Annotated in this window: 21 protein-coding genes and 2 tRNA genes; 7 read left to right on the top strand and 16 right to left on the bottom strand. The window is 53.5% G+C overall.

The window, feature by feature from the left end; translation table 11 throughout:
* Positions 1-102: 102 nt before the first annotated feature.
* Together BLT01_RS12045 and BLT01_RS12050 are read right to left on the bottom strand one after the other, a co-directional pair.
* A complete protein-coding gene (locus tag BLT01_RS12045; protein WP_092098110.1) occupies positions 103-1,320 on the bottom strand; it encodes an MFS transporter in 1,218 nt (405 codons plus the stop codon).
* A 17-nt stretch (positions 1,321-1,337) separates the two neighbouring features.
* A complete protein-coding gene (locus BLT01_RS12050; protein WP_092098112.1) occupies positions 1,338-2,459 on the bottom strand; it encodes an NAD(P)/FAD-dependent oxidoreductase in 1,122 nt (373 codons plus the stop codon).
* A 150-nt stretch (positions 2,460-2,609) separates the two neighbouring features.
* Between BLT01_RS12050 and BLT01_RS12055 the strand changes: the two genes are divergently transcribed.
* Positions 2,610-3,416 carry an EcsC family protein gene (locus BLT01_RS12055; protein WP_092098114.1) on the top strand — a complete coding sequence of 269 codons (807 nt, stop codon included), beginning with the start codon at positions 2,610-2,612 and terminating at the stop codon, positions 3,414-3,416.
* A gap of 139 nt (positions 3,417-3,555) precedes the next feature.
* Here the strand turns inward: BLT01_RS12055 and BLT01_RS12060 are convergent, their stop codons facing one another.
* Positions 3,556-3,873, bottom strand: coding sequence for a thioredoxin family protein (locus BLT01_RS12060; RefSeq protein ID WP_092098116.1), 318 nt, complete (start codon positions 3,871-3,873; stop codon positions 3,556-3,558).
* Between the two features lie 18 nt (positions 3,874-3,891).
* On the bottom strand, positions 3,892-5,295 hold the full coding sequence (locus BLT01_RS12065; protein WP_176765142.1) for a S1C family serine protease: 1,404 nt from the start codon (positions 5,293-5,295) through the stop codon (positions 3,892-3,894).
* Positions 5,296-5,548: 253 nt separating this feature from the next.
* Between BLT01_RS12065 and BLT01_RS12070 the strand changes: the two genes are divergently transcribed.
* Positions 5,549-6,328 carry an NRDE family protein gene (locus BLT01_RS12070; RefSeq protein ID WP_092098120.1) on the top strand — a complete coding sequence of 260 codons (780 nt, stop codon included), beginning with the start codon at positions 5,549-5,551 and terminating at the stop codon, positions 6,326-6,328.
* Positions 6,329-6,379: 51 nt separating this feature from the next.
* On the opposite strand, the gene BLT01_RS15525 is transcribed toward BLT01_RS12070, so the two are convergent.
* From BLT01_RS15525 to BLT01_RS12090, 4 genes are all read right to left on the bottom strand, one after another.
* Positions 6,380-6,502, bottom strand: a complete 123-nt coding sequence (locus BLT01_RS15525) for a hypothetical protein (protein ID WP_260470059.1) — start codon at positions 6,500-6,502, stop codon at positions 6,380-6,382.
* Between the two features lie 93 nt (positions 6,503-6,595).
* Complete coding sequence (locus BLT01_RS12080) at positions 6,596-7,360, bottom strand: 3-hydroxybutyrate dehydrogenase (protein ID WP_092098124.1); 765 nt, start codon at positions 7,358-7,360, stop codon at positions 6,596-6,598.
* A 13-nt stretch (positions 7,361-7,373) separates the two neighbouring features.
* Complete coding sequence (locus BLT01_RS12085) at positions 7,374-8,015, bottom strand: FusB/FusC family EF-G-binding protein (protein ID WP_176765143.1); 642 nt, start codon at positions 8,013-8,015, stop codon at positions 7,374-7,376.
* Positions 8,016-8,265: 250 nt separating this feature from the next.
* Positions 8,266-9,666, bottom strand: coding sequence for a M28 family peptidase (locus BLT01_RS12090; protein ID WP_092098128.1), 1,401 nt, complete (start codon positions 9,664-9,666; stop codon positions 8,266-8,268).
* Between the two features lie 232 nt (positions 9,667-9,898).
* Between BLT01_RS12090 and BLT01_RS12095 the strand changes: the two genes are divergently transcribed.
* Together BLT01_RS12095 and BLT01_RS12100 are read left to right on the top strand one after the other, a co-directional pair.
* Positions 9,899-9,986: transfer RNA gene (locus BLT01_RS12095), tRNA-Ser, on the top strand.
* Positions 9,987-10,090: 104 nt separating this feature from the next.
* Positions 10,091-10,792, top strand: a complete 702-nt coding sequence (locus BLT01_RS12100) for a DUF421 domain-containing protein (protein WP_218123199.1) — start codon at positions 10,091-10,093, stop codon at positions 10,790-10,792.
* Between the two features lie 130 nt (positions 10,793-10,922).
* Here the strand turns inward: BLT01_RS12100 and nhaC are convergent, their stop codons facing one another.
* The gene (gene nhaC / locus BLT01_RS12105; RefSeq protein ID WP_092098130.1) at positions 10,923-12,392 is read right to left on the bottom strand and encodes a Na+/H+ antiporter NhaC; all 1,470 of its coding nucleotides are present in this window, start codon (positions 12,390-12,392) and stop codon (positions 10,923-10,925) included.
* Between the two features lie 216 nt (positions 12,393-12,608).
* On the opposite strand from nhaC, the gene BLT01_RS12110 reads away from it, so the two are divergent.
* Positions 12,609-12,682, top strand: a tRNA-Arg gene (locus BLT01_RS12110).
* A gap of 55 nt (positions 12,683-12,737) precedes the next feature.
* On the opposite strand, the gene BLT01_RS12115 is transcribed toward BLT01_RS12110, so the two are convergent.
* Positions 12,738-12,905 (bottom strand): aspartyl-phosphate phosphatase Spo0E family protein, encoded by a 168-nt coding sequence (locus BLT01_RS12115; RefSeq protein ID WP_312024151.1) that lies wholly within the window; start codon positions 12,903-12,905, stop codon positions 12,738-12,740.
* Between the two features lie 215 nt (positions 12,906-13,120).
* Positions 13,121-13,660, bottom strand: a complete 540-nt coding sequence (locus BLT01_RS12120; RefSeq protein WP_092098134.1) for a YhcN/YlaJ family sporulation lipoprotein — start codon at positions 13,658-13,660, stop codon at positions 13,121-13,123.
* 206 nt (positions 13,661-13,866) lie between these two features.
* Between BLT01_RS12120 and BLT01_RS12125 the strand changes: the two genes are divergently transcribed.
* Both BLT01_RS12125 and BLT01_RS12130 read left to right on the top strand, forming a co-directional pair.
* Positions 13,867-15,264, top strand: coding sequence for an FAD-binding oxidoreductase (locus tag BLT01_RS12125; protein WP_092098136.1), 1,398 nt, complete (start codon positions 13,867-13,869; stop codon positions 15,262-15,264).
* 1 nt (position 15,265) lies between these two features.
* Positions 15,266-16,234 (top strand): bile acid:sodium symporter family protein, encoded by a 969-nt coding sequence (locus BLT01_RS12130; protein WP_092098138.1) that lies wholly within the window; start codon positions 15,266-15,268, stop codon positions 16,232-16,234.
* 40 nt (positions 16,235-16,274) lie between these two features.
* On the opposite strand, the gene BLT01_RS12135 is transcribed toward BLT01_RS12130, so the two are convergent.
* The 5 genes from BLT01_RS12135 to BLT01_RS12155 all read right to left on the bottom strand — a co-directional run bounded on the left by BLT01_RS12135 (position 16,275) and on the right by BLT01_RS12155 (position 23,279).
* Positions 16,275-17,297 (bottom strand): LLM class flavin-dependent oxidoreductase, encoded by a 1,023-nt coding sequence (locus BLT01_RS12135; protein WP_092098140.1) that lies wholly within the window; start codon positions 17,295-17,297, stop codon positions 16,275-16,277.
* A gap of 135 nt (positions 17,298-17,432) precedes the next feature.
* Positions 17,433-18,833: a SpoVR family protein gene (locus BLT01_RS12140; protein WP_092098142.1), complete on the bottom strand. Its 1,401-nt coding sequence runs from the start codon at positions 18,831-18,833 to the stop codon at positions 17,433-17,435.
* The gene (gene yhbH, locus BLT01_RS12145) at positions 18,830-19,987 is read right to left on the bottom strand and encodes a sporulation protein YhbH (RefSeq protein ID WP_092098144.1); all 1,158 of its coding nucleotides are present in this window, start codon (positions 19,985-19,987) and stop codon (positions 18,830-18,832) included. The genes BLT01_RS12140 and yhbH overlap by 4 nt, the downstream gene beginning before the upstream one ends.
* Before the next feature lie 233 nt (positions 19,988-20,220).
* Positions 20,221-22,116, bottom strand: a complete 1,896-nt coding sequence (locus BLT01_RS12150) for a PrkA family serine protein kinase (RefSeq protein ID WP_092098146.1) — start codon at positions 22,114-22,116, stop codon at positions 20,221-20,223.
* 179 nt (positions 22,117-22,295) lie between these two features.
* Positions 22,296-23,279 carry a ring-cleaving dioxygenase gene (locus BLT01_RS12155; protein ID WP_092098148.1) on the bottom strand — a complete coding sequence of 328 codons (984 nt, stop codon included), beginning with the start codon at positions 23,277-23,279 and terminating at the stop codon, positions 22,296-22,298.
* Between the last annotated feature and the right edge of the window lie 36 nt (positions 23,280-23,315).

Genomic DNA, 23,315 nt, shown 5'->3' on the forward strand with positions numbered 1-23,315 from the left:
CAACAGAAGTTTTCAAGCAAGACTTCAATAAACGGAATTCACCGAAAACGGGAAGCGTTTTCCGATGCCTTATGGACTGCGTTCTGTTGTGAATGCCACTTTTTACAAAGGCGCAGTCTGGCGTTCATCCGGCAAGTATAGGGAGACCAGCCCAAGAATCGGCAAAAGGCTGATGATGAACATGGTCGTATAGACCCCTGCCAAATCCATGAAGGCACCGATCGCGACCGAACCGATTGCGCCCATGCCGAAGGCAAAGCCGACGGTCAGGCCGGCCATCGTTCCGATTTTCCCCGGCACGAGCTCCTGGGCATAAACGACAGCGACCGAGAAGCTGGACATGAGCACGAATCCGACGATACCGAGCACCGGCGCAACCAGCCAGATCGGCAGGTGAGGCAGCGCAACGGCGAGCGGGATCGGAATTAGGGCAGAGGCCGCGATGACCCGCTTCCTGCCGTACCGGTCCGCGAAAGGCCCGCCGAAAAAGGTTCCGGCTGCGCCGAGTGCAAGGAACATGAAAATGAAATACTGAGCCTGGCGGACGGTCAGCCCGTATTCGCCGGTCAGGTAAAAGACGTAGTAGCCCTGCATGTTCACCACATAGAATGACCGGACAAAGATGACAATCAGGAGCAGCGTGAGGCCGGCTTTGATTTTTCCCGGCGTCAGGCCGGAAACACCGGAAATCCGGCGTTTCTTGCCTTCAGCTGCTTCATTCTCTTCCCTGAGTCGATTGCTTGTCCAGCGACCGACACGGGCCAGGATGAGGACCCCTGCCGCTGCAAGAATCAGGAACCAGGCGGCCCCCGCCTGCCCGAGCGGGATGAGAATCAGTGCCGTAATGACCGGTGCCAGGGCCTGTCCGCTGTTGCCGCCGACCTGGAAGATGGATTGGGACATGCCGCGCTTTGCCCCGCCTGCCAGATAGGCCACGCGGGATCCTTCCGGGTGGAAAATCGCCGAACCGAGGCCGAGGAACATGGACGCGATAAGAAGCATCCAGTATTCGGGTGAAAATGCCAGCAGCAGAATTCCGATGAAGGCGAGCGCCATGGCTGCCGGCAACATGAACGGGCGCGGTTTTTTGTCGCTGATGATCCCTATCACCGGCTGCATGACCGATGACAGCATCTGCAGCACAAAAGTGATCAGGCCCAACTGAACATAACTGTAGCCATTTTCTGCCTGCAATATCGGGTACATTGCCGGCACGACGGCGGAAATGGCATCGTTCAAAAGGTGGCATCCGCCGATGGCGAACATGACCGGATAAACGGGATCCGGCGCCCGTTTCAGTGTTGCAGCCGTTGACGCCATAGTTGTCGTCTCTCCTCCTACTCCCGGGCGATCGCCTTATCCGGGCTATAAAGTGCAGGATCGATGTCCAATGTCTCCCCCGTTGCCATTTTGGCAAGCTGTACGCCCAGATACGGGCCTACAGTCAGCCCTGATGAGCCGAGTCCGTTTGCGAAATACAGCCCGTCGATTCCGCCAAGCCGACCCGCTACAGGCAGGTTGTCCGCCGTAAATGGCCGGTAGCCTACGTTCACTTCCTCGAAAACCGCTTTTTTCAAAAGCGGTGCGGTGACAAACGCCTTGTCCAGCATTTCATGGATGGCCCCTGCAGTCGGGAACATCTCGAATTCGTGTTCGTCCTCATGGGTCGTTCCGACGATGATCTTTCCATTATCAGCCGGCACGATATAGTGGCGGCGCGGCGGCATGATGACCGGCCAATCATCTGTAGGCTCATTCTCAAGACGCAGATGGAGGATCTGGGCTTTCTGGGCGTGGACGTCAAGCTTCAGCCCGATCGGCGCCACCGCTTCCGCCGCCCAGGCTCCTGCAGTCACCAAAACGGCGTCTGCACGTATCAGTTCCCCGTCAACCATCGCTCCGTTCACTTTCCCGTCTGCCGCGGAAACGACCGCGGAACCATGGACAATTGCCGCGCCATGCTTTTGCGCCGCAGACAGCATTGCTTTCCGGAGTTGGCCGCCGTTGACTCTGGCTGCCCCGCTGATCCGGACGGAGGCAAATTCCTCGCCGAGCATCGGGACAATCTCTCTTGTTTCCTCTTCGCTGAGCCTTCGGATCTCCCCGATTTCCGGGGCCCCGACTCTCCGGGTGACCGCCCGTTCTTCAGCCAAGTCCAGCACGGCCGGGTCCGTATGTACGCTTACCGCGCCGACACGGCGGTAGCCGGTTTCCGTCTCGCCGTCTTGTTCGAGGGAGCGGATCAGCTCCGGATAAAAGGCCGCTCCGCCTTTGGCAAGCGCATACCAGGCCTTATTACGGCGCTGCGACAGCCACGGACAGATAATGCCCGCAGCGGCTCCTGTCGCCTGCCCCGGCTCTCCGCGGTCAATCACGGTTACCGCATATCCTGATTTTGCAAGTTGATAGGCGGCGGAAGCTCCCAGGATTCCCCCGCCTATGATGATGACTTGATTCATTGGCAACACCCGATTTCTGATTGGATTCCTGTTCTATTGTAGCTGAACCGCCCACACAGGCAAACCGTTCCGGCCCCATTGCCGCATCCCGCGAAACATTTCGGGTATAAGAGTCGTATACAGATCAGACAAAACGGACGGAGGTTGCTTATGGAATCAAGACAATGGCTTGAACAGGAACTGGAGCAGATCCGCAAATGGGAGAAATCGCAGGGAAAGAAGAAAATCTGGGACCGGATCGGCCGGATTCCCTTCGCCCTGCTGGACAAGTTGACCCCTGATTTTATCCAGGACAAGGTCGGAAAGGCGCTGGATGAGCTGGGCAAATTTGTCCAGACGGGCGGAGGGTATCTGAGCTCAGAAAAATCGGTCGCCAACTATTTCAGCAACCAGCAAGTCCGCACAATTTCAGATGCGGCCCGGATGCCGGTCTCCGCAATGGATGAAGCCGCGGACCGTGTCGCCGGCAACAGGACGAAGATGGCGACCGTACAGGGGGCATCGACAGGCTTTGGCGGCATTTTCACCTTGTCGCTGGATATTCCCGTCCTGCTCGGTCTTCAGCTGAAGACCCTCCAGGACATCGCCATGTGCTACGGATACGATCCCACCGATCCCACGGAGCGGCTTTTCATCGTCAAGGTCATGCAGTTTGTCACATCTGACAGCCACGGCAGAGAAGCCACCCTGAAACAGTTGGATTATCTGGACCAAGGCAGCGAAGAAGCCCGCCGGGAGATCGTCTCGGAGCTGAAGGGATGGCGGGAAGTCGTCATGTCCTTCCGTGACCGCTGGGGAATGAAAAAAATGTTCCAGCTGATTCCGGTTGCAGGGCTCGTTTTCGGGGCCATCACCAACCGGAACACAATCTCCGAACTCGCCGAAGCCGGTACGATCCTTTACCGCAAACGCCGCATCCGGGAGCGGCTGGCTTCATTGAAACAGCGCAACGCGTGATCCGTATTCCCATCCGGACGGCGTGACTATACGTTCGCCCGCCATTGCATTCCCACGAGATGTCGACGGCGATATGACTTATCCGCAATCTGTTGGAAGACAAAACGCCTGCCGGGCCGGCAGGCGTTTTTCATTCGGATCAGGAGGCAAGACCATCCAAGAAAGCCTCGATCTCTTGTTTTGTCTTGCGGTCCTTGCTGACAAATCGGCCCGTCTCTTCACCTTCGCTGAAGGCGATAAAGCTCGGGATTCCGTAGATGTCCAGTTCTCCGCACAGATCGATGAATTCGTCGCGGTTCACAGAGATGAAGGTATACTCCGGATAGTCCGCTTCGATCATCGGCATGAACGGGTCAACAAAGCGGCAGTCCGGGCACCAGCCGGCGGTGAACATGAACACTACGCGCTCTTCCTGTTTCAGTTCGTCAAACTGTTCAACTGATTTCAATTCTTCCATCCTAATTCCCCCTTTTGATTACTCGGCGACTGTGACGTCGGACACTTGGAAGAAGCCGTTTTCGTCGATGATGACCTTATATTCACGGTTTACTTGTGTCTCTTCCACCGTCCCGTCAGCTGCGGTCGCCTCTTCTGTTTCGGTCGAATGCACGATTGCATAATCGTCTATGATCTCAACCGATGTGACGTCCTGTCCGGTCAGCTTGTACGTGATGCCGCTGTCGGCCAGTTCCTTCGCCTCTTGAGTCAGTTTATCATAGGCAGGGCTTTCAGGCAGGACAAGGTCTGCAACCCAGAAGAAGTCACCTGCATCTTTCATCAGTGAATGGAAATGGCCGAAGCTGAGTGCAAAGTTTTCAAGGGCGATTTCATTGAGTGTATCGCCTTCCCAACCGCCTTCAAACTCGTCATCTTCCGGAGAAGCGGCCCCGCCCTCGAACTCATCGTACGTACCGAAGACGCCGACGACCTGATCCGGGGACATCGGGCTCGCTGCCCACTGGTCAAGCAGTCCGGTCATGCTGTAAAGAGGAATGGCAAAGCCAACGAGGCTGTTGTCCTGCATGACAAGGGAGTTGATGCCGACAACCTTGCCCGTCTTGGCATCGATCAGCGGTCCTCCGCTGTTCCCCCGTTCGATTCGTGCATTGATCTGATAAATATTTTCATAGATAAAGCCCAACTCAAGATTTTGGTCATGGGCGGTCAGCTTGCCTGTCGTAACCGTATTGGAAAGACCGTGCGGACTGCCGATTGCGATGACTTCTGTACCGATCGGCGTCACATCATTTTCCAACTTAAAAGGTTCAATATTGGAAAAATCATCCACCTTGACCAATGCCACGTCAGAGCGGTCCGAGATACCGATGACCCGGCCTGCGGCTTCCTTGCCGTCACTGTTCCGGACCGTGACATCCGTGAAACCGCTCACCACGTGAGCATTGGTGGCAATGAGCCCGCCCTTTTTATAAAGAAAACCGGAGCCGATGTTATCATCGGTCAGAATCGTGAACACCTTCGGCAGCGATTCTTTGATGATCTGCTGGGCATCCCGCTCCTGTCCGGCAATCTTCTCAGGGAGAATGATGGCTTCCTGGGCGACAGCATTGTCTTCCTGTATCGCGCGTTCTACGGTTCCCTCACTGACAACCGGTTCCGCAACATCTTCCTTTGTTGTTTCCTCAGCCGGTTCATCCTCTTCCGGAACTTCTTCCGGCTGGTCCTCCTTTTCGTCCGGGACGGGTTCATCCGTCTCAGGCAAAGTCTCTTTGTCCGGCGCAACCGGCTCCGTCTCTACGGCCGCATCTTCGTCCCCCAAGAATTGGAGCGTGGCGAATGCTCCCCCTGTCAGAAGGAATAAGGCCGCAACCGCACTGGCGACGATGCTTTTCCTTTTCTTTTTCCGGTTGCCGCGAGTCATCCGATTACCGCATTCCGGGCAAGTCCCTTCAAATTGGTCCGATTTATGTCCGCAATTTGGGCATTTCATTGTATGTTCACTCCGTCCGCTGCTGGATATGTAAATTTTTGTTGTTGATAACCGCAAAATACGACAATTAATCCCCATTCTATCATGGATATGGGAGGACAAGCACTGGAAAATCGATTGATTTTCAATTATCGCCCCCGCTTCCGCTATCGGTTATACTGGGAACTGACAAGGGGTGTTGATGATGTGTCTCGTATTACTTAATCATGGCAAGCATCCGGTCTATCCGCTGATTGTGGCGGCCAACCGGGATGAGTTTTATGACCGGCCGGCTGCACCGGCCCATATATGGGAACAACCCGCCGGCCTTGTCGCCGGCAAGGATCTGACCGGCGGCGGAACTTGGCTAGGGCTCACCCATTCAGGCCGATTTGGGGCCCTCACCAATGTCCGGAGGCCGGATGTGCCACCCCCTCCGGTTGCGAGGACCCGAGGCGGCATCGTCACGGATCTTCTGGATGATTCGGTACCGATTGAACAGACATTGGAACGCCTTTCTGAACAGGGGAATCAGTATGACCTTTATAATGTCATCGCAGGGATGCCAGGTCGTCTAGTTTATGAGACGAACCAGTCTCCGGGAAGTTTCAGCGAGATTCCGGCCGGTACCCACGGTCTCAGCAATGCCATGCTGAATTCGCCGTGGCCGAAGGTCGAACACGGGGTTGAGCTTTTATCGAGGATTGCCGATGATGTCTGTCCGATCGACCCGGATGCTCTCTTTGAAATCTTGGGCATAGCGGAACCGTTCCCGGATTCCCATCTTCCGGACACCGGCGTCGGTCCCGATCTGGAGCGCTCTCTTTCCCCGCTCTTCATCCACATGAGCGGTTACGGCACCCGGTGCCAGACTGTCATCCTTGTCGACCGTGACGCACGCGCAACTTTTATCGAACGCAGCTTTGTGGACGGAAAATGTACGAATGAAGAACGCTTAACCTTCCAAATTCGCTTCCAGAGGTAATCAAGGCATAGGAAAACCGGCAGGCCCCCTAGTGGGCCACTGCCGGTTTTCTTACATCAGGGCTTCTAAAATCACGGCAATCGTGATGCCCGCAAGAGCAACCCAGAACGATGCCCACAGCGGTTTTTCCGTATCGTACGGATATGGACGGCTGTCCGGATAATGCTTGGCCAATGCAAATCCCCCCTGTCTGACGACAAGATCATCTGCATGTATGATTCCCTGAAAGAATCCTCCCAAAACAGCCTGTTCCAAAGGTTTCTTCATTTATTGTGCCGTGTAGCCGCCGTCCAGAACGACCGCCTGGCCGGTCATCCCTTTGGCATCGTCGCTTGCGATGTATTTGGCAAGCGAGACGATTTCCCCGATTTCAATCAGGCGTTTTTGTGGGATCAGCGGGTAAAGCACTTCTCCCAGCACTTGTTCCACAGAGATACCTCTCGTCTTGGCGAGATCGCCCATCTGGTTTCTGACAAGTTCCGTATCGATGTAGCCCGGGCAGATGGCATTTACGGTAATCCCGTCCTGAGCGGTTTCCAGTGCTGAAACCTTGGTCAGGCCGATGACGCCATGCTTTGCAGAGTTGTAGGCCGCCTTACCGGCAAATCCGATCAGGCCGTTGATGGATGCCATATTGATGATGCGGCCCCATCCCTGTTTTTTCATGTGAGGCAGCACATGCTTGGTCGCCATGAACGGACCGACCAGCATGATGTCAATCAGCTGGCGATATTTGTCCGTCGGGAACTGTTCAAGATCGGCAACATGCTGCATTCCGGCGTTGTTGATCAGAATATCAATATTGCCGAAACGTTCCACCGTGAAGTCGATCGCTCGGATTACGTCCTCTTCATTTGTGACATCACAGACAATGCCTTCGGCGTCATCGCCAAGCGTTGAAGCCGCTTGTTTGACGCCTTCTTCATTCATATCAGATAGGACGACTGTCGCCCCCGCTTCGGAAAATCCTTTTGCAATCTCAAATCCGATTCCCCTTGCGGCCCCTGTAACCAGCACTACCTTTCCTTCCATGGCATTCTCCCCCTCAAGAATTTGTAACCGAACCGATAAACTGATCAAACCGTTTCCGGTCGTCCAGCCGCCTGTTGCATTCCATGCTGTCCGTGCAAATATAATTGCCGCGCTTCGTGTACGTCTCGCCTCCGGCATGACGGGTCTCGGTCAGAAACATCCCGGTCTCATCGATTCCGCTGCAAATCGAACAGACCCCTTTTTTGCCGGAGGGGCGGAATTGTCCGTAAAGGCCGGTTAATCCGCCATCCTCTTCAAAAACGATATATTTCCGGTTCGTGCCCGGGTCATTCCAGCCAAGGTATGTCAGTTCTTTACGGACGGCCTCTGCAAACTTCGGCATCCGCAAATTTTTCACTTTCGGGAACAGCTTCTTTACCTCCTGGTCTGTCACTTCTGCCATCGGACTCACAAACGAGAGCAGTCGTTCTTTAAATCGGTCGAAATCTTCGCGTTCCCTGATGGTTCCGATTGTCCGGATCACATCCGACAATTCAACGGGCAGATTTGCCGCGGACTGTTCTGCCCGCTCAATCGCCATCTGACTGACCGCGGCAAGCACATCCTCATCATTGGCATGCATATGGCCATTCATCACGTTCCGGGCCTGCCTGAGAATAAAATGATACTCGGAGCTGGTGATGGATTCCTGCATGAAAAGACACCCCCTTCTAAATAAAAGTGTACACATTTCACATCATTTTGTCCGTTCAGATCATGGTGTAACCGCCAATGAATTGAATATTCAGATAAGAAAACGATGATTAGTTGGCGAATAGTGATACGGAAGCAGCGCTTGAAGTATGGACACGCAATTTGAAAAATGTGACCGCCATTTGCACTATAGACGCCTTAAAAAACCGTCACCCGGAGTTCCGGTGTGACGGTTTTTAGGATGAGCTGGCTTAGCGGATGGATTGTTCGTAGAATGCCTCTTTCGGTACTGGTGTTTCCTCGCGCTTCTTGTTTTTTGGGTGCTGGTTATCGAAGCGGGCGCGGTCGTATACGGCTGCAGCGACGATTTCGGCAACATCCAGCAGCTTTTCCTTGCTGATTTTGTCTAGTGTGTCCTGCGGCGTATGGTACCACGGCTCAAGCGGACTGTGGATAAAGAGCGCTGCCGGGATGCCTGCCTGGTGGAAAGGCACATGGTCACTTGAACCGCTTCTTCCGAGAGTTGTCGGCTCACCGTTCAGTTTCTTGCTTGACTTGTGTGTCAGCTCCGTTACAAGGTTGGGTTCGCCGTCCACGGAAGCGACCATCAGGTCACCTGCGTCGCGGCTTCCGACCATATCCAGGTTGAAGTTTGCGATGATTTGGTCCTTTTCTTCTTCAGAAAGCTCGTTGACATAATGATGGGAACCGATCAGGCCCAGTTCTTCCGCCCCAAACGAAGCAAAACGGATTTCCGTGTCGGATGGCAGGTCCTTCATCACACGTGCTAGTTCCAGTGTCACCGAGGTACCGGAGGCATTGTCATTGGCGCCCGGCGCACCGGGGACGGAATCCATATGGGAGCCGATGACAATCACTTCGCCCGTATCCTTCTTTTTGCTGGTCGGATGCTTCGTGGCGATTACGTTGTGGGAAACGTGCTCACCGGTTTTCGCTCCTTCTACAACTATCCGGGCCTCTGAACCGGCGTTTGCTTTCACATGCTTCAGAAGTGCCTGGCCCTGTTCATGCGAAAGTGAAACGGCCGGGATTAAGCGGTCGTCGTGGCCTCCCAGCGTACCATTCAGTGCACCCGGGCCACTGTTATAGATAATGACTCCCGCGGCTCCCGCCTCAGAAGCATTGACGATTTTGTCCGCGAAGCTGAATTCTCCTCGCTGAACAACCGCAATTTTCCCTTTTGCGTCGACGCGTTCGAAATCTGCCGGCGAGCCGATACCTGCATCAACGAGGCCTGCCGTTACATCACCGGAAACTCCATAAGTGAAATTACCCGGATTAAGTCCCTGATCAAAGCCGGGGACATTCAAGTCAATACGGGTAGGTTCCGTATAGCCGGTGTATGTGAACGGCTGAACTTCCACATCATATCCGTAAGACTCGAACTCCTCCCTGAGGTAATCCACCGCCCTGTTTTCAACATCTGTTCCCGCCACTCGGGGCTCTTCGGAAAGTGTCGCGATGTGATTGTAGATCCGGTCCACATCAATTTTCCGGATCGCCTTTTGATCAAACTGATCAAGCGCTTCCTGATACCCTGCTTCGATCGGCTTGGCAATGACCGCTGTGGGAATCGAAGCTCCGACTGCCAGCATTGCCGTGAGTGTAAGTGCGATTGTCTTCTTTTTCATTCATTGGCCTCCTTCAACTCATAATTCAGACAGTTCTATCATAGCAAGCACACCTCCCCTTGAAATCAGAATAAAGTGCTGGTTCAATCGGCTCGGATTCCAACTGCGTTCACTTTTCTCATAGATCGAATGAACCAGAAGGAATGACTTTAAAAGCTTGGTGAAAAAATATGGACAGAAGGGTTGCGTCTCTTTTCCTGAGGTGCTATAATTTCTTTTGTCATCAAAACATGGAGATGTACCCAAGAGGCTGAAGGGGACTGACTCGAAATCAGTTAGGGCGTTCACGCGCCGCGGGGGTTCAAATCCTCTCATCTCCGCTAGCGGCACCGGCTTTCCAAATTGGAAGGCCGGTGCTTTTTTGTATAGTCTGATTCGGATTCCACACCCTATACTGATCAATATTTTTAGGGAGTGGTATCATTTGGACGGCCTAAACGAATACTTCGTCACCATTCTGCGCTCGCTGTTCGCATTCTTCGCTCTTCTCCTCCTTACCCGTGTGATGGGTAAAAAACAGATGAGCCAGCTGACTTATTTTAATTACATCGCGGGCATCACGATCGGTTCAATCACGGCCGATTTGGCAGTCAAACCGATCGGGAATGATACCGTCCATGACTTGATCGCTTTATTTGTCTGGGGCGGTGCGGTCATCCTTCTGGGAATTGCCGGTCTGAAGTCCAAAAAAACACGGCTTTTTATTGATGGTGAGCCTTCCATTCTGATCCGTAAAGGCATCGTACAGGAGGAGGTGCTGTCGCAGCTCAGGCTGAACATGGATGACCTGAGCATGCTGCTGCGGAGGGAACAAGCATTTTCCGTATCCGGCGTGGATTATGCCATTCTCGAGCCGAACGGCCAGCTCAGTGTCATGATGAAGCCCGGACAACTTCCGGTTACAAAAGGGGATTTACAGATTCCTTCAAAGACCCAAAGGAACCTTCCGACAACCGTCGTGCTGGATGGTCAGATTGCCAGCCATGAGATGAACGAGCTCGGCTTATCACCTGATTGGCTCATAAGTGAACTGAGAAAGCAAAACATCACCTCCGTTTCGGATGTGTTTTATGCAGAATATCTGCCGGACGGGACATTAGCCATCCAAAAGAAAAAGGAGCGCTGATTTCGCTCCTTTCAGACGACCCTATCATCCTTTTCATGCCCCACCTTCCGATATCTTCTTTGGCATGCTGGAGAACCGGTTCATAAAAGCGGCAAAAAAGAAGCCCCTCGCTGAGGCTTCTCTTTCTAATTTATACATGCTGAAGTTCCGATCTCACTTCGGCCGGCTCTTGCTTGCCTCCGGTACCGCCGCCTCCCTCGTCGATCTTCGCGATAGTAAAGCCGGTAAACGCGTAGATGATGGAGATAATCGGGCAAAGGAGGTTCACCAGGGCGTAAGGGCCATATTCAACGACACCGACTCCGAGTGTGCCGAAGATAAATACGCCGCACGTATTCCATGGGATAAAGACCGATGTGAGTGTTCCCCCGTCTTCAAGAGCACGCGAAAGGTTTTTCGAAGCGAGTCCCATCTTCCGGTAGGTATTCGCGAACATCCGGGAAGGAACCACGATCGAGATGTACTGCTCGGCGCAAGTCGCATTCGTGATGAAAGCGGCACCGATCGTGGAAGCGATAAGCGAGCCAGTGTTCCGGACGAGTTTCATCACCTGGTTCATGATGGACTTGAGCATGCCCGAGTACTCCAGGATTCCGCCGAATGTCATCGCGACGATGGTCATGCTGACCGTATACATCATTGATTCCAGCCCGCCCCCATTAAACAGGTCATCGACCAGTGCATTGCCGGTTTCAATTGCGTAACCTTCCTGCAATGCGGTCAGGGCTGCCGTAACCGTGTCTCCCTGCACGAACAGCTGTGAGAGAAATCCGAGCACCGCACCGACGACAAGCGCCGGAATGGCCGGGACCTTCATCGCCACCATTCCAATGACCAGAACAGGGATGAGCAGGAGCCAAGGCGAGATCAGAAAGCTTTCCTGCATGACCGAGGCGGTCGTGGCAATTGTTTCAGCATCGATGTTCCCGCTTACATTTTGGCCGAGGAATGCATACACCCCAAGAGCAATGACAAGTGCCGGGATCGTGGTCCACAACATGTGCTTGATATGGTCAAACAGGTCCGTATTCGTGAGACCCGATGCCAGGTTGGTCGTATCCGAAAGCGGAGACAGCTTGTCGCCGAAATAAGCCCCCGAAATGACCGCCCCTGCCACCATCCCCGGGGAAATTCCCATGGCCATCCCGATGCCCATCCCCGCCACGCCGATTGTCCCCATCGTGGACCAGGAACTTCCGATCGCGATGGAAGCAATGGCGCAAATCAGGCAGATGGCGACCAGGAAATACGAAGGATTGAGAAGTTGAAGCCCAAAATAAATCATGGAAGCGACAATACCGCCGCCCATCCAAGAACCGATAATCAGCCCGACAAGGATGATGATGACCACCGCCGGAAGTGCCAGACGAATCCCTTTGTACATCATTTCCTCGATTTCCTTCCACTTAAATCCGCCTTTCAGCGCGACAAGCGCCGCTGTTGCCGTTCCGACGATCAATGGAATGTGCGGTCCCTGTTCAAGGGCGACAACGGTGTAAAGCATAACACCAATCATGACGATTAAAGGAAGCAGAGCCCAGAAAATGCCGAAGTCCCGTTGCTTGCTGTCGCGATCTTGCTGATGATCATTTGAATTCATCGGTCTGAACCCCCTCAGAAAAAATATGAAAGCGCTGTATCGATCATAGTCGAAAGATTTTTAATGGTAAAGGCAAAATTCATGGCAAAATGTCAGGAAATTTTGCATCATCGGAGTATTCGTCATCTCATCCGCATTCTTTCCATGCACATTTTAAATTTCCCCTTTTGTCTGACTGACGTTTCGTGTATAATAAATAACGTCGTTATCTCTCATGTCCTGGTAGCTCAGCAGGATAGAGCAACAGCCTCCTAAGCTGTAGGTCGGGAGTTCGAATCTCCCCTGGGACGCTATTAAAAAGCGCCGATCCTCAAGGATCGGCGCCTTTTCTATATGGTCAGCTGGTCAGGAAACGTGTTGATCGAACTTCTGATACCTGTTCAGCAAGTTATCCAGTATCTGGCTGCATTCGACGGTTTTCGGATGAGTGAGCCCGAACTGTCGCGCTTTCCAGTACATGATTTTTCTTCTGCAGTAAATCCGATTTTTCAAAATCTTCTTCGACACATCCATGTTCATTTTGCCTCCATGTTTTGTATGATTATGATGGTTTAAAGCAGCCTGTTCATCATACAACGCGTATAATGCAATGTTTGTCGAAAAACAGCAGGATTGTGAAATTCAATAAATGTTCACAATTGCACAGTCTAAATTTCCATTATTCCGGCAAAACAGCAAAGCCGAAACAGGTTATACACCTGTTTCGGCTTTGCTTCATTCTTCATTATTCACTTTGCATCAGGGAAGGTTCTTCTTATCAGATCGCTGAATTCATCAAAGAACCCTTCCACAGGGTCGCCCTGTTCGATTCTCTTCCCATAATCCTTGAACTGCTTTGTGAAGTCCGGGTCAGCGGAGACATACACTTTTTCCGTGTCCGGCTTAGCTGCCTTCACTTCGTCGCTGATTTTCGTTTTCAGCTCATCGGTTTCATCGGTTCCCTCAGCAAGATCGACTGCCACATACGCATTGTTTGCTGACAACAGGACGGTTGCGCCTTCGACGCCTTTCACGGTGGCGACGCGGTCAGCTATTTCACGATCATGCTCTAGGTTGTTTGCATTCCCATCCCCTACATTATTGCCGTTTTGATCATCCATTGCGCCGTTATCCGGATTGCTGCCGTTTTGGTTCTTGTTCGTGTCCATTCCGACATCGTTTTCCTCGTGTCCATTTGACGTCGTGGATGGATCCTCATTATTCCCGCCGCAGGCAGCAAGGCCGAGCAAGAGAGTGAGGGATGCAAGACCCATTAAAAACTTGTTCATGTAATTCCTCCTTTCCTTTTTTCCTATGATGGCTTTTTGCTCCCCGATTATGTAAAGAATTTTACTTTCCTTTTGAACCGCTTCAAATGAAAGCGTTTTTAATAGTAGATACTTTTTAAATTGCCTTGAAAATCAAAAATGTCCATGTATAATTTTCTGTATTATTCATCATCGGCAAGTTGCACCAGGAAAAGGAGAGGGTCGTGTTGGCTGTACAATCAACGGAACTGATTTTGGATGAATTAAAAAAACTGCTCGGTGAGGAGCGTGCGACTTCGAACGATACCGTCCGCGATCTGCACGGGAGAGATGAATCCTACCATGCCGTCCGGCCGGCGGACATTGTCGTTTTCCCCGAAACGACCGATGAAGTGAGTGCAATCGTCAAAACGGCCGCCAAGCACAAAGTACCGATCGTCCCCTTTGGCCTCGGCTCCAGCCTCGAAGGCCATGTGATCCCCTATAACGGAGGAATCACAATCGACTTTTCATTGATGAACAAGATATTGGAAATCCGTGAAGATGATTTTCTTGTACGGGTGCAGCCGGGAGTCACAAGAACCCAACTAAATAAGGAACTGAAAAAACGGGGCCTTTTCTTTTCCGTCGATCCGGGTGCCGACGCTACACTCGGCGGCATGGCAGCCACGAATGCCAGCGGCACGACAACGGTGAAATACGGAGTCATGCGGGACCAAGTGCGTGATCTTGAAGTGGTTCTTGCAGACGGATCCGTCATCCATACCGGGAGCCTAGCGGCCAAATCTGCGTCCGGTCTTCACCTGAACGGCCTGTTCGTCGGTTCTGAAGGGACACTCGGCTGTTTTACCGAGCTCACCCTCCGCGTATATGGGATTCCCGAGCAAATCGCCGCGGCCAGAGCCTCTTTCCCGACAATCGATGACGCCGTCACCGCAGTTGTCTCGATCCAGCAGGCCGGTGTGCCGATCTCCCGTGTGGAATTGGTGGACGAGCCGTCGATGCAGCAGGTCAACCGCCATGCCGGGACCGATTACCCGGTGAAGCCGACTTTGTTCCTCGAGTTCAGCGGCAACGTGGCCGGACTCCGTCAGGACATCGAGTTTACAAAAGAAATCGTCTCTGACCTCGGTTGCGACAACCTGGAATTCGAGATGGATCAGGAAGGCATGAACCGGCTGTGGGAAGCAAGGCATCATCTTGCCTACTCCTACATCCACAGCAATCCGGGACGCAAAATGATGGTCACCGACGTCTGTGTTCCGATTTCCGAACTTGCCGGAGCGGTGCACCACGCACGGGAAACAGTGGACAGGATGGGGCTGATCGGCGGTATCACCGGCCATGTGGGCGATGGCAACTTCCACATCATCCTCATGATCGATATGAACAATCCGGAGGAAGTAAAGAAATCCGAACAGTTAAACGAAGCAATCGTCAGTTATGCTTTGGACCGGAACGGAACCTGCACCGGTGAACACGGCGTCGGCGTCGGAAAGCTGAAATACCAGGCCCGTGAACACGGTGCTGCTTTGGCGGTCATGGAAACGATCAAGCGGGCGCTCGATCCGGATCATCTGATGAATCCGGGCAAGCTGTTCAGCCCATCAAAGGAGGATGCCTGACATGAGAGTATTAGAAGCCATCAGTTCATTTGCCGGACGGAACTTCGCCTTCTTTGTTATTGCGGCCGCTGTTATCGCATTCTTGATCCCCAATGCATTCCTGCCGTTTGGCGCCTATATCACCATCCTGCTTGGGGTCGTCATGTTCGGCATGGGGCTCACCCTGAAGCCGGTCGACTTCAAATTGGTCTTCACAAATCCGATTCCGGTCATCACCGGCGTGCTGCTCCAGTATACGGTCATGCCGCTTACGGCTTTTATCATTGCCACACTTCTGCAACTGCCGGCTGAACTGGCCGCCGGCCTCGTTCTCCTCGGCTGCGTACCGGGCGGAACAGCTTCAAACGTGATGGTTTATCTGGCCAAAGGGAATGTGGCGCTGTCTGTCGCGATGACTTCGCTCTCGACGCTCCTGGCGCCGATTGCGACTCCGGCAATTCTGTTGCTGCTCGCCGGGCAATGGCTTCCAGTCGATGCAAAATCAATGTTCCTATCCATCGTCCAGGTGATCATCGTGCCGATCGCACTCGGTCTGGCAGTCCGGCGATTTCTTCCGGGACTCGTCCGGAAAAGCATCACTGTCGTTCCGCTGATTTCGGTGATTGCCATTCTCGTCATCGTCATGGCCGTCACGGCGGCGAATGCAGGAAACGTCGCGTCTGCCGGTTTCATCGTCTTTGTCGCGGTCTTCCTTCATAACAGTGCCGGTCTTTTGTTCGGCTACCTGCTTGCCAGGGCATTCGGTTTGAATGAGAACGATCGCCGGGCAATTTCGCTCGAAGTCGGCATGCAAAACTCCGGATTGGGCGTAGCGCTCGCAACCGCTCATTTCAGCCCGCTTGCCGCTCTGCCGAGTGTATGGGGGGCCATCTGGCACAACATTTCAGGACCTGTCCTGGCAACGTTCTGGTCGAAAAAGAGCGTCCAGGAAACCGATCCGGTTGTTCCCGCAGATGCTGTCGCCAAATAGACGCAGAGACCCACTGCCGCTCCGGCAGTGGGTCTCTGCGTTAATCCATCATTTCCGCAAGCAGTTCGTAGGAGTGGATGCGCTTGTCGGTATCATAGGCCACCGTGTTGACGATGAGTTCGTCCGCCTGCGTTTCCTCGATCAGCCGCAGCAATCCTTCCCGGACCTTGTCTTTCGTGCCATACAGCGTAGTACGGGGATCAAGTGTCTGCATAACATACTGGCGCTCATACGGCGTCCAAAGAGCTTCCATGTCCTCCACCGGCGGCTTCATCTTGCCGCGGCTATTCCGGATGATGGACAGGAACTGCTGCATGTGTGTTGTGATCAGATACTCCGCTTCTTCCTGCGTATCGACGATCAGGACATTGACGCCCGGCATGGCATAAGGTTCAGCCAGCTTCCCGGAAGGCTCGAATCCGCTTCTGTAAAGTTCGAATGCGGCATCCATATAACCCGGTGCAAAGTGGCTGGCAAATGAGAACGGCAGGCCTTTTCTCGCTGCCAGTTGGGCGCTGAACCCACTCGAGCCGAGCAGCCAGATCGGAACATCCCGGCCGTCACCCGGGAATGCGCGCACAGGCATGTCCTCCCCGCCCTCGAAATAGGCTTCCAGTTCCGCCACATCACGCGGAAACTCATCCGGCCCGCCTTTTAAATTCCGCCGGAGCGCCCACATCGTCTGCTGGTCGGTTCCGGGAGCGCGGCCGAGGCCGAGGTCGATACGTCCGGGATACATCGCATCGAGCGTCCCGAACTGCTCGGCAATGATCAGAGGCGCGTGGTTCGGCAGCATGACCCCGCCTGATCCGACACGGATCTCCTTCGACTCCGAGGCAAGACGGCCAATCAGAACAGCCGTCGCGGAGCTCGCGATGCCTTCGAAATTATGGTGCTCGGCGAGCCAGTATCGGTTGTATCCCAGTTCATCCGCACGGCGGATCAACTTTGCGCTGTTCTCAATCGCATCAGCCGGCGTGTCTTCTTCACGGACCTGGACCAGGTCGAGGACAGACAACGGAATGCCTTCAAATTTCTTCGCGTTTTCTCGGATCAACTTCATCGGATCAACTCCCTCTCTCCTCTTTATCTTAACGCCCGATCCAGCGGAGATGCCAAGAAACTGCTTAAGATGAAAATAATTTCATTATGTAAACATTCCTCCTTCCGCTGACAGGAAGGAGGAATGTGATTTTCGTTAGGATAAGGCCCGCCGGGTCACTTTCTTGCCGTCACAGGAAAAGCAGATTTTCCTTCCTTCCACGACTGTTTCCATGTGGACGGTCCGTCCCCAGAGAACATGCAGATGCGGCAGCACATGCTCGAGATAAGGAAGATCGAGTTCGGTTCCCTCATACCGGTGAGTCAGGTACAGTTCCCCGTTCCGCAGGTAATCGCCGTCCTCCACAACGATGTAAGGGAAGCCTCCGTTTACCCTTGAGGAAATGAGCCGTTCGCGTACTTTTTCGAAATCCTTTTCCGTGACCCTGTATTCCTGGCCGCGCTTGCCGAACAGATACAGGTCTTCCTGCTCCGCCAATTCCTTTGTCAGGTAGTTACGGATAAACGAGGTATCCGACTCGATTTCCCTGACTTCGTACAGCTTTTCCCTGCCGCTTCCGGGCCGGATGCCCCGTCTTTTCATCTGGTCGTCCGGGTGGTCATACTTGCGCTCGATGTCTTCGAAAATCCGCAGGCCGAGCGTGTAAGGGTTGATCGAGGTCGCGGACGGCTGGATGACCCCGGCATTCAGCTTGGAGAATTCAATCGTTTCGGCAGGGGTCAGGTCAAGCTCGCGCATGATACGCTGATGCCAGAATGTCGCCCAGCCTTCGTTCATGATTTTCGTTTCCAGCTGGGGCCAGAAGTAAAGCATCTCTTCCCTCATCATCGTGAGGATATCACGCTGCCAGCTTTCCAGGTCCCGCCCGTGCTCCTGGATGAAATGAAGGATGTCCTTTTCCGGGCTTTCAGGGATTTTCTTTCTTGCCGGGCTCTCCTGGCGGGCATCCTTTCCCTGGGTCCGGTCAAGCGCCCATAGGTCGTCATATGGAGAGGTTTTCACCTCCGGAACTTCATCCGGGTCTTTTTCATTACTCGCAATGATCAAAGACGGATCCACATGTTCCTGGACGGTCAGCACCGCATCGAGGAAGCGCTCCACACGGTCCTTGCCGTACGTCACTTCATAATCCGCAATCCGGTCCGCCGTTGAGGACATGCTTTCGACCATGTCGCCCCGTGTGTTGGCGAAGCGGACATTGTTCTTGAAAAAGTCGCTGTGCGCCAGCACATGCGCGACAATCAGCTTATTCTGGACAAGCGAGTTGGAATCAAGAAGAAATGCGTAGCACGGATCCGAATTGATGACGAGTTCATAAATTTTGCTGAGTCCGAGATCGTACTGCAACTTCATTTTGTGAAACTGCTTGCCGAAGCTCCAGTGGCTGAACCGGGTCGGCATTCCGTATGCGCCAAATGTATAGATGATATCAGCCGGGCAGATCTCATAGCGCATCGGATAAAAGTCAAGCCCGAACCCTTCCGCAACCTCGGTGATTTCAGCAATGGCCCGCTCCAGTGCTTTCATATCGGTCATGATCCGATCGCCTCCCCTTTCCGGAAGAAGCTTTTCAGCGCATGGTACACATCCGCTTTTTCCTTTAGTACATAGTGCCTGAATTTCGGATCGTCCACCGTCCGGAGTGCCGTCAGCATCGTCGAGTAGCGGCTGTGTTCGTTCACTTCCCCGTAGCCGAACATGCGGGAGACCTCCAGCATTTCTCCCACCAGGCGGAGCACTTCTTTATTGTCCGAGGTCATGTTCTCGCCATCCGAGAAATGGAACGGATAAATGTTATAGCGAGCCGGGCTGTACTTTTCCCCGATCAGCTCCATCGCCATCCGATAGGCGGACGAGCAACGTGTGCCGCCACTTTCCGCCTTCGTGAAGAATTCCTCCTCGGTCACCACCTTGGCCTCGGTCTGGTGGGAGATGAACTCGATATCGACCGAACTGTATCGGGTCCGCAGAAAACGGGTCAGCCAGAAAAAGAAGCTTCTCGCCATATACTTCTCAAATGCGCCCATCGAGGCACTGGTGTCCATCATGGCGATCACGACGGCACGGGATTCCGGCCGTTTTTCATCTTCCCACGTCTTGAATCGGAGGTCGTCGTCCAATATCGGCATGATCCCGCTGCGCCCTTCCATCGCGTTCCGTTTTATCGCAGAGACGATGGTCCGCTTTTTATCGATGTTTCCGATGAGGCCTTTTTTACGGATATCATTGAATGTAATACGCTCAGTAATGATGTCCGCCTGTTCCTTGCGTTCCATGTTCGGCAGTTCCATTTCTGAAAACAGGGCTTCCTCCAGTTCCGCTACCGACACTTCCGCCTCGTAGACATCTTCACCCGGCGCATCTCCCGCTTCCTTGCCTTTGCCCTGTCCCGGGCGCCCGCTGCCGTCTTTGGCGATGACATCACCGACCTGGCTGTCTCCCTTCCCCTGGCCGACATGTTCCGACTTGGAATGGTTATAGCGGATTTTATATTCATCGAGCGAGCGGATCGGGATTTTCACTACTTTGCGCCCGTCCGACATCACGATATTCTCTTCACTGATCAGATCTGGAAGATTATCCCGGATCGCCTTCTTCACCTTGTCCATATGACGTTTCTGGTCCTCGTGGCCTTTCCGGTGGAGGCTCCAATCATCCTGCGACACGACAAACCGGCCATATTTGTTCATGCTCCACCCGCCTCTCTTCTTTTTGAGTTTCCATTATCTTATGCAGTACGGAGCGGACGCTTGACAATGTTCTGAATTATGAAAGAATATAATCGGGTTTTGGGCAACCGCCGGGCCAATCAGAAAGAAAAAAGCAGGAGCTCCGCCATGACTCGCGGTCCGGCGGGCCTCTGCCTGACAATCTGGATTTCTTATCGTCAATGATGAACCGGATTGCATTCCGGACCCGAAGTTTATCGGTTCAATAGGCTCCCGACATACCTGAGCAACTCGTTTGCAGACGTGCTGTTGTAGCCGTGTTCGTCGATGAGCCGTCCGACGACTTCGTTGACTTTCTTGAGCTGCGCTTCATCCGGCGTCGCAGACGAAGTGGTAATTTTCACGACGTCCTTCAGGTCCGCAAACAGCTTTTTCTGGATGGCCTCCCGCAGGCGGTCATGGGAGTTATAGTCGAACCGTTTGCCTTTTCTCGCATAGGCGGAAATCCGGATGAGTATTTCTTCACGGAATGCCTTTTTTGCGTTTTCCGAGATGCCGATCTGCTCCTCGATCGAGCGCATCAGTTTTTCATCCGGCGGCAGTTCCTCACCTGTGAGAGGGTCGCGCAACTTGTTTTTATTGCAGAACGCCTCGACATGATCCAGGTAATTATCCATCAGCGTCTTCGCGGATTCTTCATAGGAATAGACAAACGCCTTCTGGACTTCCTTTTTCGCGATATCGTCATATTCCCTGCGTGCAATGCCGATGTACTCCATGTAACGGGTCCGGTCTTCTTCACTGATTGATGCGTGGTCGGCCAGGCCGTCTTTGAGTGAACGCAGCACATCAAGCGCATTGATGGCCGGTACATCTTTCCGGATGATGGCGGACGAGATTCGGTTGATGACATATCGCGGATCGATTCCGCTCATGCCTTCGTCCGAAAACTCTTTTTTGAGTTCGTTCACATCAATCGCACTGAAGCCCTCAACGTTTTCACCGTCGTAGAGACGCATCTTTTTCACGATGTCGGCGCCCTGTTTCCTCGACGGCTTCAGCCGGGTGAGCACCGAGAAGATGGCCGCCACCCTGAGCGCATGCGGTGCGATATGCACATGGGCCATGTCACTGTCGGAAATCATCTTTCGGTAGATGCGCTCTTCCTCCGACACCTTCAGGTTATACGGCACCGGCATAACGATGATCCGCGAATGCAACGCTTCGTTTTTCTTATCTGCAATGAACGACCGGTACTCTGTCTCGTTCGTGTGGGCGACAATCAGCTCATCGGCACTGATGAGTGCAAACCGGCCCGCCTTGAAGTTGCCTTCCTGGGTGAGCGACAGCAGATGCCAGAGGAATTTCTCATCCAGCTTCAGCATTTCCTGGAATTCCATCAGCCCCCGGTTTGCCTTGTTCAGTTCCCCGTCAAACCGGTATGCACGCGGATCGGATTCAGACCCGAACTCCGCGATGGTCGAGAAGTCGATGCTGCCGGTCAGATCCGCGATGTCCTGGGATTTCGGATCGGATGGCGTGAACGTTCCGATGCCGACCCGCTTATCTTCTGACAGGAAAATCCGCTCGACAGGCATGTCTTCGATCCGCCCGCCGTATTCCCGCTCCAGCCGCATCGAATTCAGCGGCGAAAGCGTCCCTTCAATCCGGATTCCGTAAGCCCGGCGGAAATCTTCACGGAGGTGAATCGGGATCAGATGAAGCGGGTCTTCATGCATCGGGCAGCCCTTGATGGCATACACCGCTCCCTCGTCTGTCCGCGAGTACGCCTCCAGCCCCCGTTTTAAAAGAGTCACAATCGTAGATTTACCGCCGCTGACGGGTCCCATCAAAAGCAGGATCCGCTTGCGCACATCGAGCCGCTTTGCAGCGGGATGGAAATACTCCTCCACGAGCCGCTCCACCGATTCCTCGAGGCCGAAAATCTGCTCCCCGAAAAAGCCGTACCTACGGGTTCCTTCAATTTCCGTGATTCCGTGGCTCTTGATCATATTGTAAACACGCGAGTGTGCATTCTGCGCCACTTCCGGCCGCTCCTTGACAATCTCCAGATATTCCGCGAATGTCCCTTCCCACTTTAGACGGTCCTCTTCTTCACGATGTCGTTTTGCCTTCTCCAGGATGTCCAACTGATCGCCTCCAGTCAGTGCTTCGTTTCTTACAACGTATGCGGCGGACGGGCCGTTGATGATGCCGGCGCAGAACTGGGGTTGGATGCAGTGAAATGATGGAGGGGGACGTGAATTCTTTGAGTGCGGTCGCGAATCCGTCCAATAGAAAAAACCGGGCGCCGGCCCGGTTTCGTCCCTTATTCATATTCTTTTTCAATTGCCTTGTCGCTTCGCTTCGTATCGATGTGGCGTACGTAGGATTCAATCTGTTCCCGCTTCGGTTCGAGGAATGGCGGGAGGGCGAGCTTTTCGCCGAGGGTTTCATACGGCTCGTCGTCCATGAAGCCCGGCCCGTCTGTCGCGAATTCGAACAGAATCCCCGGCGAGACACGCGCATAAAGGGACTCGAAATAGAAGCGATTCACATAGCCGGAAGTGCTGAATCCCAAGCCCTCCATATGGCTGATCCAATCTTCGAGCACGGAGCGGTCCTCAACACGGAACGCACTGTGGTGGATCGTTCCGAATCCTTGCATCCCTCGCGGAAGAACCGCATTGTGCTCGATGATGACCCGGGCGCCATTGCCGCCTTCCCCGACCTCAAACAAATAGAAAGATCCATCCTTGGCCACTTCACGGAAACCGAGCGCCTTTTCCATGACCTGTTTCATATAGTCGATATTGCTGACGCGCAAGATGATCGGGCCGAGCCCCGTGATGGCATATTCAAACGGAATCGGCCCATTCTGCCACGGAATGCCCGCCGCGACGCCAGTATCTCCTTCGTCGGAAACCAGCTGATACAATTGGCCGTCAAAATCGGTGAACGGCAGGACGTTGCGGTCGAACTGCTGCCTGATGCCGTCGTGCTTGATCTCAAGACGGTCAAAGCGCTTGACCCAGTAGTCGAGTGCCGCGTCATCCGGCACGCGGAACGAAGTTCTGTGGATCTCATCAGTTCCATGGGTCCCCTTCGGAATCCCCTGGAAATCAAAGAACGTCATGTCAGTGCCTGCGCTTCCCCGATCATCCGCGAAAAACAGGTGGTACGTGCTGATGTCATCCTGGTTTACTGTTTTTTTCACGAGGCGCATTCCGAGCACGTATGTGAAAAACTCATAGTTCTTTTCTGCTGAGCTCGTAATTGCGGTTACATGGTGCATTCCTTTCAAGCTTTCCATATTGGTTGCCTCCAATGATTTTTATCTTGAATTCAA

Origin of the sequence: Bhargavaea beijingensis (assembly GCF_900101985.1) — a bacterium.
GTDB lineage: Bacteria > Bacillota > Bacilli > Bacillales_A > Planococcaceae > Bhargavaea > Bhargavaea beijingensis.

Coding starts and splice junctions, on each gene's coding strand:
- BLT01_RS12045 (WP_092098110.1), bottom strand. CDS start 1,320: ATGGCGTCAACGGCTGCAACACTGAAACGGGCGCCGGATCCCGTTTAT.
- BLT01_RS12050 (WP_092098112.1), bottom strand. CDS start 2,459: ATGAATCAAGTCATCATCATAGGCGGGGGAATCCTGGGAGCTTCCGCC.
- BLT01_RS12055 (WP_092098114.1), top strand. CDS start 2,610: ATGGAATCAAGACAATGGCTTGAACAGGAACTGGAGCAGATCCGCAAA.
- BLT01_RS12060 (WP_092098116.1), bottom strand. CDS start 3,873: ATGGAAGAATTGAAATCAGTTGAACAGTTTGACGAACTGAAACAGGAA.
- BLT01_RS12065 (WP_176765142.1), bottom strand. CDS start 5,295: ATGACTCGCGGCAACCGGAAAAAGAAAAGGAAAAGCATCGTCGCCAGT.
- BLT01_RS12070 (WP_092098120.1), top strand. CDS start 5,549: ATGTGTCTCGTATTACTTAATCATGGCAAGCATCCGGTCTATCCGCTG.
- BLT01_RS12080 (WP_092098124.1), bottom strand. CDS start 7,360: ATGGAAGGAAAGGTAGTGCTGGTTACAGGGGCCGCAAGGGGAATCGGA.
- BLT01_RS12085 (WP_176765143.1), bottom strand. CDS start 8,015: ATGCAGGAATCCATCACCAGCTCCGAGTATCATTTTATTCTCAGGCAG.
- BLT01_RS12090 (WP_092098128.1), bottom strand. CDS start 9,666: ATGAAAAAGAAGACAATCGCACTTACACTCACGGCAATGCTGGCAGTC.
- nhaC (WP_092098130.1), bottom strand. CDS start 12,392: ATGAATTCAAATGATCATCAGCAAGATCGCGACAGCAAGCAACGGGAC.
- BLT01_RS12115 (WP_312024151.1), bottom strand. CDS start 12,905: ATGGATGTGTCGAAGAAGATTTTGAAAAATCGGATTTACTGCAGAAGA.
- BLT01_RS12120 (WP_092098134.1), bottom strand. CDS start 13,660: ATGAACAAGTTTTTAATGGGTCTTGCATCCCTCACTCTCTTGCTCGGC.
- BLT01_RS12130 (WP_092098138.1), top strand. CDS start 15,266: ATGAGAGTATTAGAAGCCATCAGTTCATTTGCCGGACGGAACTTCGCC.
- BLT01_RS12135 (WP_092098140.1), bottom strand. CDS start 17,297: ATGAAGTTGATCCGAGAAAACGCGAAGAAATTTGAAGGCATTCCGTTG.
- BLT01_RS12140 (WP_092098142.1), bottom strand. CDS start 18,833: ATGACCGATATGAAAGCACTGGAGCGGGCCATTGCTGAAATCACCGAG.
- yhbH (WP_092098144.1), bottom strand. CDS start 19,987: ATGAACAAATATGGCCGGTTTGTCGTGTCGCAGGATGATTGGAGCCTC.
- BLT01_RS12155 (WP_092098148.1), bottom strand. CDS start 23,279: ATGGAAAGCTTGAAAGGAATGCACCATGTAACCGCAATTACGAGCTCA.